Genomic DNA, 13,566 nt, shown 5'->3' on the forward strand with positions numbered 1-13,566 from the left:
AGGGGGTCCTAAAATGAGAGTACTTGTAACAAGTGACTCACATGGAAGTGCGTTATTGCTGGAGGAAATCGTGAACCGTGAACAAGCAGATTACGTGATTCATTGTGGTGATTTTTGTACGGATAAAGAAAAACTTCCTGATGTCCCTGTGACCGTGGTTCGAGGAAATTGCGATTTTGAGGATGTCCCAAAAGAAGCAGAACCCAATCTAAATGGTTATCAATTTTATGTTACCCATGGCCACCGGCATCAAGTTAAATCCAGCCTTTTACCCCTGTCATTGCTTGCACGGGAAAGAAAAGCAGATATTGTTTGTTTTGGTCATTCGCATTATCCTCTATGTGAGCAGGAAGATAAAAAATTATTTCTCAATCCAGGGAGTATTGTTGCACCAAGGGGATATACAGTGCCTACCTATGTCATTCTAGATTTAGAAGAAAACCGAGCAGTAGAGGTTAATTTTTTTCAACCGAATGGAAGAAAAGTTCCTAATCTTGGCGGTACTTATACTTTGTAATGATGCGGATAATATTATAGCATTGCGAGCAAGAAAACCCACGATTTAAATCGTGGGATGAAAGTGAGTGTTGAACGAGGGGAAGGAATTTCCCTTCAGCAGTTCAACCTTTGGAAAAAAAAGGTTTACAAACAAACATTCGCATGGTAATATATGTATAGTCGCGACAGACGAAAACCAAGTCTGCTCGAGGCAAAGAAAAAACTACAAACATAAACCGTGGGGCGCACGGGGTTAGCTTGGTAATGAAATAGTCATAAGGCTATAGTCCCAAGAATCCAACGGCTTTAGCCGTATGGAGTTGTCAATTTGGTTGATCGCCCTTATGTAGAATAAGGGATTTTTCTTTTTCTTCTTTGCTAGCTTGAAAAGTAAAAGGGGATAACGGGGCTAATGACTTGCAGCCGAGACAGATGTCTCGGCTGCTTTGATCAGTTGAGTTCGAAGGAGAAGGGAAGAAGTTCCCTAACAGTGGCCTTCTTAATCAAATCTGCTGTTTGATTCGCCATCCAAACTGGTGTATCAAAATGGCAAAACTCTGCAAGGATCTGCCTGCATGAACCACATGGAGAGGTAAAAGTGTCGCTACTGCCGATTACAAAGATGCCCGTGATGAGCTTTTTCTCTTTCACATCAAGGGGAATCGTACTAAAGGCTGCGGGTTCTGCACAAATGCCGACGGGAAAGCTGGCATTTTCCATATTGGCTCCAGTATAGATCTTGGAGTCTGTTCGAATCGGAAAGCCGTCTCCACAGATTGTCGACTCCGTTCGAATGGCAACTCCTACTTTGAACCTTGAGTAGGGAGCATATGCATTTTTCCGTGCATCAAGAGCACTTTCCAGCAGGTCGGGATATTCAAAATCCATTTTTTTAGTCTCTCTATCGTTTCGATGGATTATCAATACCATTATAGGTAGTTTTCCTTTTCCTGTCTATTCAAGTATGTAGGTACTTTGTTCTAATTTAAAATTCCCAAATCTTAATGGTTGACATATGAACTCATATGTTTTATTATAGTCCATGTTATGTCTCTGTAGCTCAGCTGGATAGAGCAACAGCCTTCTAAGCTGTGGGTCGGGGGTTCGAATCCCTCCGGGGACGCCAATAATAATAAAAAGAGATCACTTTCTTAAAAATGGGAGGTGATCTCTTTTTGTATTTCTATCTTTAAATAATTCAATCAGCGGGAGTATTTTACATTATTTTTAGAATATTGATATAACGATCGTTGATCTCAGGACAGGCGTCGATCATGGAGAACACTACAACATTGCTGTCTGATATGCTCCTGATTACCATGATCTATCGTTGGCATTGGAGAACATTTGAAAGTCTCTAGATGTTTATGGAAGCCCTGATAAGGTAAAAGAGCATCTCTAGAAACTCCGTAGAAGTATTCTGTTATCATTGAGAATGCTTGATTACAAATGAATAAATTATTAAATACTAATCTTTTGCTTAGAAGTCCCCGCATGAGGTATCGTTGTGGGGGCTTCTTAAATTTGATTCATTCTATTGGTGATGAATAATGATAAAAATTGGGCTCCACTCATGGAGTGGAGCTGTTGATCTGTCCTCGTATTTGAATCGTTTATGGTTTCAGATGTCAAATAGACACGTCAGCTTTTTATTGCTGATAAACCACTTACTGCCTTCAGGGAAGTTAATCCACTTATTGCTGACTTTGGTATTTTTGTACAAACCACTATTAAATGCAGATTTGGTATCTACTTCAAATACATTTTGGATGTTATTTGAAATGGGAAGAATCAGGATACGAAGTCCTCCACCACATAGGAATACCATGTAATCTGCAAGGATGTGAATGTTGATATCCCCTTCTTTTTTTGTTTTTTGCAGGGGACTTATGAAAAACATCTCTCCATTGGTTAGTTTTAGATCCAAAGATTCAAGGGTTTCATATGGATGCAGTTGTCCTTCGCTGATATGAAGCCATTGATAGTAGTGAGTATAGGAACGTTTTAGACTACATCTTGTGGTCGTGGGATCATCACTAACACCAAACCAGTATTTTTTTGGTTTTTTTGCGTTTTTTGGCAAAACCATAAAGGTATTGCTGTTGACGATCACGATAAAGTCAGTAGTTGTGATTAGCTCATATGCACCCATCTTTTGCTGATCTTGGAACTTTCCAAAATCAATTAAGTGTCTGCGTTCATCAACGCCTTTTTCAATAACCGCTTCCAAATAAAAGATCTTGTTACGACGGCTGCGTATAAAAGTAAAGGGTTGATTCATGCTTCCTCCTTGAGGAGATCAACATTTCTAAATAATCCATATCACTTTTTATTTAAACTGTAAAGGTTTATATTTGTTTATATTTTTGGTAATAATGACTCAAAACAATGAGGGGACAAACATAAGGATAACTATGATAATAGGAATAAAATTCTCTGCTAGCCCATTTCCAACTGGATAATAATTCACTTGATAAGTTACTGATCATTTTGCTGATTTGTTTCATCTGCAATGATACCACCTCTCTACTGAAAAAAATATGCTTTTAGACAGGTAATCATGAAAATGAGTTTTCATGATTGAAAAACGTTATCATTACTATTTACGAAATTGATGAAATAAGTTATGATGAAAATAAGCTTTTCTTACAGTTGATCAAAGCCATGGAGGTAGCAGTGTCTCACCAGCATCATCAGTCGAAGGATTCATTCGATATCCAAGAAACACTTGCAAAAATCAAGATGATGAAGTGGGTTATTCTACTTGTCTTGTTTGGTTCCATTTTGGAGATGTATATTGGAGGCGAACACGATTCAAACAGCCTGATTTCTGACGCGATTCATTTGATTACCGATTCGGTTGGAAATCTAGTGGTACTAATCGCAAACTGCATCGTGGCAGTGATCTATTGGGTTATGCATGATCGTGGTGAGACGGCCTTGTCAGATGAAGATGTCCGAGTAAAGAAAACTAGCAGGTTGTACCGATTGGGTAGGAAGCCAGTAGCAAAGTTCCTTTTGCGGAATAATCAGCGTATCTATGATCAGATGATTCAGAACAATAAGTTTCTTATTTGGGCTGATGTCATCAATGGTTTGGTGATGTTTGCTGCAGGAATCTATGTACTTGTCCAGGCGACATATCATTTCTTCCATTACCGAGAAGTGGATGCAGATGGATATACGATTCTTGTTGCATTGATCGGACTTGTTATTTTCGCTGCATGTGGAGTGATGCTGCATTGTTCTGAAGCAAAGGGGGGGCTTCAGAGTGTGTATGCACATGTTAAGGGAGATTTGGTAGGATCAATTTTTAATGTTGTAGCTACCTTTACTGTAGCTTCGTTGGGGCAAACACACTGGTTTATGGATCCCTCCGCAAGTATTGCCATCGGCCTCATCATGATGAAGTTTGGTTACTCCATTATGAAACCAAGTCTTTTGAGGCTCCAGTGTGCCGAAGTAGAACGTCTGACAAAAGCAATGGGCAAAGAGATGGCTGATATGCCTCTATTGGTACTATTTGGGCTCATTTGGTTTTTCCGTACGGAAAAAGTGACAGAAAAAACGGCTTAAAAAAATAGAGAGAAGCAAAAATTCCCCATCTGCGGTAACGCAGATGGGGAATCTGATTATTCAAATAATATTAATTCCCAGTGGTGATAGAAGATACTTGGTCGTTCCAATTGGTGCCATTTGGCATGTTATAACTTGTCAAATTCTGGAACCAATAGCCTCCGCCATTATTGACTAAAGTTAGATAGTAACCTTCATAATGCCAGTCTTGATAGAGTGTCACATGGGAATATGGGTAAATGTCTAGAGCAGATATTCGATCATTCCAACTATTTCCTACATAATAGTATGCGCTGCCGACAGACAATGTTATATACGATCCTAATCCGCGGCTGTCGAAAGATGCATTTTCATAAAAATAGTCTGTTCCAGATGCATTAGCGGATTGTGGAGTAATGTTTTTATGCAGATATGCTTTATATTTTTCAACTGTTGAAAAGCCAAGAACATGATGTCCGTTTACAGCATTGCGATACATAATAAAAGCAACAACTTTTTTGTGTAACTGGGGCGAATATGTTACTCCATCAACAGTATCGATTTTCAAATTTTTACTTACATGAGTGGTTGGGTTAGCCATCGCTTCCGTTTTCATTATGCCAAAGCTAAAGGAAAACAGAAAAGCAAATATTACAAACACATTCCATACAACAAAAAACTTTCTTGTCATTCAAATCCCCCTTAGGTACATGGTAACAACATTTCATTGTATTTGAATATAGTTGTAATTATTCATTTTTTGTTACGAAATTAATTAGGAATGCCCTTTTACTTGCGGTTTTATAGCTAAGAAGATTGTTGGAGTGCACACTTCACTGTCTGTGGAATATATATAGTCAGATATCACATATCAAGACAGCAGGATACAACTTCAGAGGAGATGAGGGAATGCTAGTACATAATAAAATAGGATTCGTCCATATTCAAAATAGCCAAACATTATCCTCTGTGTTTTTAGGAGAAGCAGCAGCTTCTGGCTGGACCATTAATGAAAAAAAAATGCCAGGATTGGTGGACCTAGAGGGCAATGGAAATTTAGTATCTGCTAATTTCAGCATACAATCAGATATTGATGGAGCAGATATACCATGGACAATACCTGTAGTAAGAAATGGTTTTGGATTAGGGTAATAATTTGTATTTATGAACGCAATATACGCAGAAGAATAATATAGCATAGACAAATATCACAAGGAGTTGGATGAAATGCAAGATAAAAATTTTGGACCATTTAATTTAAATGAATTTATAAGGTCATTTCAACAATCGTCATCCAATCCGAATTCTACATTTGAAATGGATTTTTCGAAAGTGGAGGAGTTTATTAACCATTCGATGAATGATATGTTCCAAGCGAATCCGTCTATCCATCAGTTTAATAACGGTTCTTCTAGACAAGAAGTTTTTGAAACGCATGATTATATGATTGTGAAAAAACCTATTCCTGAGAACGTAAATGCTAGAGATATCAGTGTGTTTTTAGATACAAATATATTAATGATTACAGGTTTAGAAAATGAAATAGAAAAAATTTTTTTACCGATGAATGGAAACTTAACAGGAAGCCAAGCGTATGTCAAAAATGGAATCATGGAGATAAGAGTTCCAAAAAATGAAAAAAAGAACTTCCGAGAAATAACAATTAAGTATCTTTGACCTAGGTTCCATTGGGGGATGGTGAAAAATGCCTGTACTAAATAACGTGGGGTTTGTAAATATTACCAATGCAAATACACAATCATCCATTTTTTTGGGGAATACAACTGCTTCCGGATGGAGTGTGAATCAAAAGAAAATGCCAGGTGTTGCAATTGTTGACGGAAATTGCAATCTTTTGGTTGGAAATTCTTCTATACAATTTGATAACGATGGTTTGGATACACCATGGAACAGCCCATCCAATAGACAGGGAGTCCTCTTGGGTTAAATTTCAAAGGATGTCATGTGGAAAAAGGGAGAAAGTATGGTGGAACAACAAAAAAATGCAAACAAAATGATGGTTAATATAGGGGGTATTGCCGTAAGTGTTATGGATAATACGTCGGGGATTTTTGTAGGGGAAACCAATGCGTCAAAATGGTCTTCCAAATACAAAACAAGTACTTTCTTTCGAATAGGTGGAAATTACAATTTGGTTTGTAAAAATAGTAATATTGGATTTGATAATGATCTTATTGATACGTATATTAGCTAAGTAAAGTTGCTTATTTATTCACCAATTTTTCCACCCATTCCGGAATTTCACCATGCAAATTTGGTGAATCCAATGTATCAGGGTCATGGAGCATGGTACGAGCTCCTTCGATTTTATTGCTGTCGCCACCGACTGTTCCAAACCCTTGATTATGTTTTTTATGGCTTTCGAAGTGACTAGGGGTATTATTTCCTAAATTTATACATGATGCTCCTTCCACGCTTCCTATGCGGATGTTGCCAATAATAAAATTGTTTGTTATATTGCTCATTACTTTTTCACCACTCATTTTTTCTGTCCATGTTCAATCGGAAACCAGATTTTGTTTTTGCAAAGGTGTTTATGTTTGCTTTATCATTTTGAGGAGTGGATTTTGTATTTGTTTTTTTTGTTTGGACTGCTCGGTAATCCTTATTTTTATTATCTTTTACTCCGAAATTATTTCCTACATTTAAAGTTCCACTTAGTTCTTCAATATCAAGTGAATCCATACGAAAAATTAAGTTTTCAAGTTTTGGATTGTCGACAGTAAGATGTTCAATATGAATAGGAGGATTGTTTGTGATACTAATTTCTACTGTTTTTTCTAATTTTTTAATCTGCTCTGACAACGTTTTGAGTTCTTCGTGGACATTTTTGCGATCTCGCCACCATCCAAATAACATATGATTATTCCTTTTTTTTCGTATTTAAAAAGTCAAAAGTATCTGAATCCCCTAAAATAGTGACTGAATGAGATAATTGATTGCCATCTCCTAAGATAGTGCCAAATCCTTCATTGCACTTTGAATGATGTTCCCAATAATTCATTGTATTTTCGCCTGAAAAAACACCAGAAGAATTCGCTATCTCACCAACATCTAATTTTTGTAAAGAAATATTATTCAAATTAGCCCTCCTTCTGATAGCTTCATCCAATTGTTCGATACTACACACTGTATGAATTTTATGTCTGTCTTATTCCATGGTTTCAAATGAATCGGATTAGTTATTGAGGATATATCTCGTTTATTTTGACACTTCTTTTCTGCCTTTTACCATGTAATCACGTATCGTGACTTTTACATGATACTTAATAGGTACTTTGCTAAATCGCTTATCCCAATCTTTCTCCATTTGCTTCCATTCTTTTGGATAATGAATACGCAGTTGTTCGCCAAATCCAGCTACATCAATTTGGTATGTTTTTTGTAGTTTGGTCAGTGTTTGTTTGATTTGTCTTTTTATTTCTTCTGTGGCAGCAATTTCTGCCCGTTTGATGAATTTATTGGAAAAAGCATTACCTGCAAGTACCCAATCTTCATTTAATCGACCTACAGACTCAATGTTTACATCAAATGAAGCATGATCACCTTTTACATGGGGAATAATTTTGCTTTTTACGGATGATATATCATAGGTGATAAGTCCATTTGTTTTTGGATCTCTCCCTTTTACAAATCCACCTTTTATTTTGCCTGTAATCCAGTTTAAACCTTCTACCTCTTCTTCATTTAGAAGTCCAACTAGTTTTTTTGTGTCTCCCTTTATGAGAGCTCCACCATTAAATTTGATCTCTTTGTTTTGAGTTCGTACGCTTTGAACCGCAAAACTTGTATTTGCCTCTAAAAGGCTTTGTAATTTGCCATGTGTAACAGTTGGGAGTAATCTATTTGTTTTATACTGATTGTCACTGATACCAACTAATTCAAATGAAGGTATATCAGCTGCTATTTTTAATGCATCCGCTGCTGAACCTTGAGATACTAACATAATACAACTATCTCTCACTTCATAAGTACGAGCATGGAAACTGAGTAATAGTTCTAAATTCATTTCTCGTAACAAACTTTCACTTATGACGGATACTTTTAAATGTGCTCCGACTCCCGGGTACTCGGTCATCAATGCGAGTTGACGAATGATTTCTAATTTGGAGTCACCAGTACCGGATACATTTTGGTATAGTTTTTGCTGTTTATTTCCTTGATCAGATTGCGAGCCGCTTGGACGGTGGGAGATCGTTTGGATAGTTAATTTAACACGGTTTTTCTGACGGTGTTTTTCATCAGAAGTTCTGGAAGGCGCTTTATCAAATGCCGATCCAACGATAAAATTGACTTGTTCAATATCATGACTGTCCCAGCATCCGGTTGAAATAAGGAAGATGCAAAAGACAAGAGCAATTTTATAGAATCGGAACATCTGTTTCACCTCCTTGAAGCTTTGCTGTTAGTGTTAAATGCTATTTTGAGATTTCTTTACTTCCTTTTACCATAAAATCACGTATCGTAATGTTAATATGATAAGTGATCGGAACATGGGTAAAATGTTTGTCCCAATCTTTTTTCATTCGTTTCCATTCTTTTGGATAATGAATACGGAGTTGCTCATTAAAACCAGCCACATCGATTTGATATTTTTGTAATTTGGTTAAAGTTTGGTGTATTTGTCTATGTACTTCTTTTTCGGTAGCAATTTCTGCTCGTTTGATAAATTTATTGCTAAAAGCATTACCTGCTAACACCCAATCTTCATTTAAACGACCAATAGACTCAATGTTTACATCAAAGGAAATATGGTTCCCATTTAGGTGGGGAGTAATTTTATTTTTAACCGAAGAAATCTCGTACATAATCAGTCCACCCGTTTTTGGGTCCCTTCCTTTTACAATTCCTCCTTTTGCCTTACCCATCAACCAGTTAAGCCCTTCAATTTCTTCTTCATTTAAGAATCCAACTAGTCGATTTGTACCGCCTTTCATAATAGCTGCCCTGTTAAAGTTGATTTTCCCCTTTTTGGTTTGGACGCCTTGAATAATAAAGTCTTTACGAGCTGACATGATGCTGATTGCTTTTCCGATCGTAAGCGGTGGTAGCAATTTAGCTGTTTTGTATTGATGCTGATCAATGTCAATAAGAGTAAAAGCAGGAATATCTGTATGGATATTTAATGCATCGGCTGCTGATCCTTCGGCGACCAGTAATATACAACTGTCTCTTATTTCGTATGTTCGGGTATGCTGATCAAGGATTTCTTCCAGATTCATGGTTTTCGCAAGTGCTTCGCCGATTACGATAACTTTTAAATGCTGCCCGTAGGAAGGATGTTCATTTTCTTGGGAAAATGATTGAATAATTTCAATTATCGAGTTCCCAACACCAGATATATTTATATATTTTTGTGGTTGTTGGCTAATTTGATCCGATTCGCTGGAAGATTGTTTATTAAAAACAGACTGGGTTGTCAATTTGATCGCATTTTTTGAATGTTTTCCATTGGAAGTTGATGGAGAGGCTTTATCGAGTGCTGTGCCGACGTGAATATTCAATTGCTCAATATCATGGCTATCCCAGCATCCACTTAAAAATAAACAGAAACAGATAATGATGATCAAGTTATGAAATCGGTACATGCTTTTCTCCTTTCAACTTCCAATAATTCGCCATCTATTTCCATACGTTTAGTCCGATACTTCTTTTTTTCCTTTTACCATATAATCTCGAATCGTGATGGAGACATGTGACTTAATAGGTACTTGACTAAACCGTTTGTCCCAATCTTTCTCTAGGTGCATCCATTCTTCTGGATAGTGAATGCGTATTTGCTCATTAAAACCAGCCACATCAATTTGATATGTTTTTTGTAGCTTGTCTAAAGATTGCTGAACAACATCCTCTATTTCCTTTTTAACAGCCACTTCTGCTCGTTTTATGAATTTATTGGAAAAGGCATTTCCTTCATGAACATGATCTTCATTTAAGCGGCCTTCCGATTCTATATTCACATCAAAGGAGATATTTTTTCCGTCTAGATGAGGGATAATTTTACTTTTAACGGATGAAACTTCATAGGAGATTAGTCCATGTGTTTTTGGATCTTTTCCGGTTATGATTCCGCCTTTTAAATTACCTGTGACGAAATTTAATCCTTCAATCTCATCTTCATTGAGGAAGCCTATTAACCTATTGGTGTTCCCTTTGATAATGGCTCCGCCACTAAATTTGACTTTCTTTTTCTGAGTGATGGTACTTTGTATAATAAAATTGGCATGATTCGCCATTTCACTTGTTACTTTTCCAAGTCTCATCTCTGGTAACATCTTCGCTGATCGATAACGGTTCTTTTCGATACCAATTAAAGTGAAAGCAGGGACATCTGTGGCTAGTTTTAATGTATTAGCAGCGGAGCCTTTGGCGATCAGCAAAATGCAGCTGTCTCTCACTTCAAATGTACGATCAAAAAGGCTGAGTAAGATTTGTAAATTTTTTTCTTTGATAAGTTTCTCTCCGATGACAAGTACTTTTAAATGCTGCCCATAGGGAGGAGCGTCTTTTTTTAATGAAAATTCACGAAAGATTTCCAGTATGGAATCTCCTGAGCCTGTTAAGTTTTCATATTTTTGTTGCTGAGCCCCTGTGTCTGATTGCGGGCTGGATTTCGGAGAAATATTTTGCAGCGTCATTTTGATCATATTTTGTTTATGGTATCCTTGTTCCTGGTATGATTTAGGGTTACTAGTTTTGTCAAGTGCGGCGCCAACCTCCATAGATAACTCTTCAATATCTTTACTGTCCCAACATCCTGAGATTATAAAGACAGAACAACAAACAAGGAATATTTTAAGAAGCTGGAACATGTTTTTTTCCTCTTAACATCGCAATAATGATCAAGATACTAGGAACAAGGATGATAAAAGCTACCCCTACATAACCAAGAAAATCACCAAGATGAAAAAAATCATTGACGTTTTTAGGGGAAAGTGAGATTACAAACATAAATGGCGCTAAACCAAAGATGCATGGTTTTAACTCTTTTTTAAATATTTGAGAGAATCCAAGAGCAGATACATATAGACAGGTCACAAAGGTAGTGAAAATTTGTAAAATCCAAATTGCCAGCATAAACGTTTCAAACCGTTCAAATATGATTCCGGTATATTCAAACTGGCGAAATAAACTTAAGACAGGCCATGTTTTGGTTTGAACTCCTGCAACACCTAATGAACCCAAGGTAAAAATGGTTGTCATAATATAAAAGAACAAAGGAGTAGCAATCCCAATAGTAGCTGCTTTGATACCTTTCTGTGGTTCTTTCATAAAAGAAATGACAACCAGCATCGTCTCTGGCCCTGTCAAAGCTAGAGCTGTAGGTTGCATTCCTTTGAGTACAGGTAATATCCCTTGTCCCAAAACCGGTCGGATGTTATTAAGTTCAAATGTCTTTAAACTTAATAGAATAACGATGATAAAAATGAGAATAGAAGGAGTAAACAATACTTCAAATAAACGAACGAGGGGATTGATACCACCTACAGTTAAATAAACGCCTAGACAAATAAAAGGTATAATTGTTGCCATGAATGGGGTGCGGGGTAATAAGTACAAATGTGTTACTTCAGCCATTCCTCGGATTTCGAATGAACCTAGCAAAATAAAATAAGCTATTAAGGTGAAACTCAGCAAAATGCCGAACCATTTCCCAATGATTTTAGGACTGTACTGATAGAATGTTTCTTGAGGAAATCGTTGGCAAAGTTTTACTAGTACAATAGCAAATAGATTGATAACCAGTCCGGAAAGGAGGATAGAAAGCCAGCCATCAGGAGTTTGCGCTGACGCAGTTACTGCTCTAGGTAAGGTGAGGATTCCCAGAGCTGTCATATGAGTAGATACATAGATAGCCAATTGAGTAGTGGTTATTCGATCTTTTTGATTCATCATGGATATTACCCCCCCATCTATTCAACTATTGTCTTTTTGCCGTTTGTTATCTAGGGTGTGCATCATTTGAGGCCGTTTTTTCATCGTAAGCAATGGAAATCGAAAAATAAAATCTTTCCAATCATTTAAATGGTAAGGAGCCGCAGGGGAAATGTAAGGGACTCCAAAGCTCTTTAATTTGCACATATGAATGGCGAGCAAAAGGAAAAAGAGAATAACCCCATAAAGACCCCAGATACCAGCGCAAAACATCGCCCCAAAACGCAGCATCCGTAGTGCAATACCAGCTCCATATTGAGGAATGGCAAAAGAGGAGATAGCAGTTATCGCAACGATGATGACCATAATAGGACTGACAATGCCAGCTTTCACTGCTGCTTCTCCAACTACTAATCCACCTACAAGCCCTACGGTTTGACCAACAGGCCGCGGCAGTCGTAATCCTGCTTCTCTTAATACTTCAATAGCTGTCTCCATCAGTAATGCTTCAATAAGGGAAGGGAAAGGCACACCTTCACGTGTGGCAGCGATGGAGATTGCTAGTTTTGTAGGAATGAGTCCTTGGTGAAAAGAGATAAAGGAAACATAAATAGATGGGAGAAATACAGTAACAAATGCAGCTAAATAACGAAGGATACGGATAAGGGAACCAGAAATCCAACGTTCATAATAATCTTCTGGAGATTGTAACATCATGGAAAAAGTAACAGGAATAATCAATGCAAATGGAGTTCCATCTAATAAAATTGCTACTCTGCCTTCTGTAAGTGCTGCGATAACTCGGTCTGGACGTTCTGTACTCTGAACTTGTGGAAAAAGGGAAAAATGATCATCTTGGATGAATTGCTCAATATAGCCAGATTCTAAGGCGATATCGAGATCGAATTTTTCTAATCTCTTTTTGGCGATAGTGAGTAAATCAGGATTAGTGATTCCTTCCATATAGACAAGTAACAGTTTTTTTTTCGATCGTTGTCCCATTTCATATTCCAGCATGGTGAGAGCAGGGTCCGGCAGTCCTCGTCGAAGCAGTGATCGGTTGTCTGATAAGATCTCGGTGAATCCCTCTCTTGGTCCCCTTACTAAGGCCTCGGTAATGGGCTCTTCGATGGGACGTGATTTAAACGAAGTTGTCCCTAAAAGAAAAATCGTATTGATGTTATTTATTAATAAAGCAGTAAAACCTGTTAAGATCGAAGCAATCACGTTATCTAAGCAGTTTTCTTCTTTTACCTCGCTTACAGAGATAACATTGTTGTTTATCCAATCTTTTACATGATCGGGCTCAGAAAGCTGTTCTTCTGAGTAAATGTTAGATAAGTCATAAATCATGGATTTTAAAATTTGATCTTGGATCAAGTTTTTATCTACTAAACCATCTACATACACAATAGCTGCTTGTAATTTCGTCGTGCCGAGTTGAAAGGAACGAAAGATTACATCCGTGTTATGGCCAATGCTTTGTTTTATTTGTTCTACATTTGTATGGATATCATCAGTTACATGCTGATATTTCGCTTGTTGTGATTTATCTTCGTTTTTTTCAGTGTTTTTATCTTTATTTGTAGAACTTTTTTTCGAGTCTTTCATTGTAAT

At 37.2% G+C, this 13,566-nt stretch carries 18 protein-coding genes and 1 tRNA gene; 7 read left to right on the forward strand and 12 right to left on the reverse strand.

Translation table 11 applies throughout. The features are described from left to right. Positions 1 to 13 precede the first annotated feature (13 nt). The gene (locus tag AC5WOC_RS08725; protein WP_496055027.1) at positions 14 to 517 is read left to right on the forward strand and encodes a metallophosphoesterase family protein; all 504 of its coding nucleotides are present in this window, start codon (positions 14 to 16) and stop codon (positions 515 to 517) included. 431 nt (positions 518 to 948) lie between these two features. On the opposite strand, the gene cdd is transcribed toward AC5WOC_RS08725, so the two are convergent. Then, positions 949 to 1,386, reverse strand: coding sequence for a cytidine deaminase (gene cdd / locus AC5WOC_RS08730; protein ID WP_496055028.1), 438 nt, complete (start codon positions 1,384 to 1,386; stop codon positions 949 to 951). A 161-nt stretch (positions 1,387 to 1,547) separates the two neighbouring features. On the opposite strand from cdd, the gene AC5WOC_RS08735 reads away from it, so the two are divergent. Beyond that, positions 1,548 to 1,624, forward strand: a tRNA-Arg gene (locus AC5WOC_RS08735). Positions 1,625 to 2,119: 495 nt separating this feature from the next. Here AC5WOC_RS08735 and AC5WOC_RS08740 read toward each other — a convergent pair. Continuing rightward, entirely contained in the window at positions 2,120 to 2,779 is a 660-nt protein-coding gene (locus AC5WOC_RS08740) for a glutathione S-transferase family protein (protein WP_496055029.1), read from the reverse strand. A 67-nt stretch (positions 2,780 to 2,846) separates the two neighbouring features. Next, entirely contained in the window at positions 2,847 to 3,005 is a 159-nt protein-coding gene (locus AC5WOC_RS08745; protein ID WP_496055030.1) for a hypothetical protein, read from the reverse strand. A 73-nt stretch (positions 3,006 to 3,078) separates the two neighbouring features. Here AC5WOC_RS08745 and AC5WOC_RS08750 point away from each other — a divergent pair, with 73 nt between their 5' ends. Continuing rightward, positions 3,079 to 4,074, forward strand: a complete 996-nt coding sequence (locus AC5WOC_RS08750; RefSeq protein WP_496055031.1) for a cation efflux transmembrane domain-containing protein — start codon at positions 3,079 to 3,081, stop codon at positions 4,072 to 4,074. A 70-nt stretch (positions 4,075 to 4,144) separates the two neighbouring features. On the opposite strand, the gene AC5WOC_RS08755 is transcribed toward AC5WOC_RS08750, so the two are convergent. Further along, positions 4,145 to 4,744, reverse strand: a complete 600-nt coding sequence (locus AC5WOC_RS08755) for a hypothetical protein (RefSeq protein ID WP_496055032.1) — start codon at positions 4,742 to 4,744, stop codon at positions 4,145 to 4,147. A gap of 218 nt (positions 4,745 to 4,962) precedes the next feature. Here AC5WOC_RS08755 and AC5WOC_RS08760 point away from each other — a divergent pair, with 218 nt between their 5' ends. The 4 genes from AC5WOC_RS08760 to AC5WOC_RS08775 all read left to right on the forward strand — a co-directional run bounded on the left by AC5WOC_RS08760 (position 4,963) and on the right by AC5WOC_RS08775 (position 6,268). Further along, positions 4,963 to 5,205, forward strand: a complete 243-nt coding sequence (locus AC5WOC_RS08760; protein ID WP_496055033.1) for a hypothetical protein — start codon at positions 4,963 to 4,965, stop codon at positions 5,203 to 5,205. A gap of 75 nt (positions 5,206 to 5,280) precedes the next feature. Beyond that, a complete protein-coding gene (locus AC5WOC_RS08765) occupies positions 5,281 to 5,730 on the forward strand; it encodes an Hsp20/alpha crystallin family protein (RefSeq protein ID WP_496055034.1) in 450 nt (149 codons plus the stop codon). A 28-nt stretch (positions 5,731 to 5,758) separates the two neighbouring features. Next, complete coding sequence (locus tag AC5WOC_RS08770) at positions 5,759 to 6,001, forward strand: hypothetical protein (RefSeq protein WP_496055035.1); 243 nt, start codon at positions 5,759 to 5,761, stop codon at positions 5,999 to 6,001. Positions 6,002 to 6,037: 36 nt separating this feature from the next. Next, on the forward strand, positions 6,038 to 6,268 hold the full coding sequence (locus AC5WOC_RS08775; protein WP_496055036.1) for a hypothetical protein: 231 nt from the start codon (positions 6,038 to 6,040) through the stop codon (positions 6,266 to 6,268). Positions 6,269 to 6,278: 10 nt separating this feature from the next. On the opposite strand, the gene AC5WOC_RS08780 is transcribed toward AC5WOC_RS08775, so the two are convergent. The 8 genes from AC5WOC_RS08780 to AC5WOC_RS08815 all read right to left on the reverse strand — a co-directional run bounded on the left by AC5WOC_RS08780 (position 6,279) and on the right by AC5WOC_RS08815 (position 13,560). After that, entirely contained in the window at positions 6,279 to 6,539 is a 261-nt protein-coding gene (locus AC5WOC_RS08780; protein ID WP_496055037.1) for a hypothetical protein, read from the reverse strand. A gap of 7 nt (positions 6,540 to 6,546) precedes the next feature. Beyond that, positions 6,547 to 6,933, reverse strand: a complete 387-nt coding sequence (locus tag AC5WOC_RS08785) for a hypothetical protein (protein ID WP_496055038.1) — start codon at positions 6,931 to 6,933, stop codon at positions 6,547 to 6,549. A gap of 4 nt (positions 6,934 to 6,937) precedes the next feature. Next, on the reverse strand, positions 6,938 to 7,156 hold the full coding sequence (locus AC5WOC_RS08790) for a hypothetical protein (RefSeq protein ID WP_496055039.1): 219 nt from the start codon (positions 7,154 to 7,156) through the stop codon (positions 6,938 to 6,940). A gap of 120 nt (positions 7,157 to 7,276) precedes the next feature. Then, positions 7,277 to 8,452, reverse strand: coding sequence for a Ger(x)C family spore germination protein (locus tag AC5WOC_RS08795; RefSeq protein ID WP_496055040.1), 1,176 nt, complete (start codon positions 8,450 to 8,452; stop codon positions 7,277 to 7,279). Positions 8,453 to 8,492: 40 nt separating this feature from the next. Continuing rightward, positions 8,493 to 9,662 (reverse strand): Ger(x)C family spore germination protein, encoded by a 1,170-nt coding sequence (locus AC5WOC_RS08800; protein ID WP_496055041.1) that lies wholly within the window; start codon positions 9,660 to 9,662, stop codon positions 8,493 to 8,495. Between the two features lie 48 nt (positions 9,663 to 9,710). Then, positions 9,711 to 10,886, reverse strand: a complete 1,176-nt coding sequence (locus tag AC5WOC_RS08805; protein ID WP_496055042.1) for a Ger(x)C family spore germination protein — start codon at positions 10,884 to 10,886, stop codon at positions 9,711 to 9,713. After that, positions 10,870 to 11,970, reverse strand: coding sequence for a GerAB/ArcD/ProY family transporter (locus tag AC5WOC_RS08810; RefSeq protein ID WP_496055043.1), 1,101 nt, complete (start codon positions 11,968 to 11,970; stop codon positions 10,870 to 10,872). The genes AC5WOC_RS08805 and AC5WOC_RS08810 overlap by 17 nt, the downstream gene beginning before the upstream one ends. A 21-nt stretch (positions 11,971 to 11,991) precedes the next feature. Then, on the reverse strand, positions 11,992 to 13,560 hold the full coding sequence (locus AC5WOC_RS08815) for a spore germination protein (protein ID WP_496055044.1): 1,569 nt from the start codon (positions 13,558 to 13,560) through the stop codon (positions 11,992 to 11,994). Positions 13,561 to 13,566 lie beyond the last annotated feature (6 nt).

The organism is Shimazuella sp. NTD247 (genome assembly GCF_059510415.1).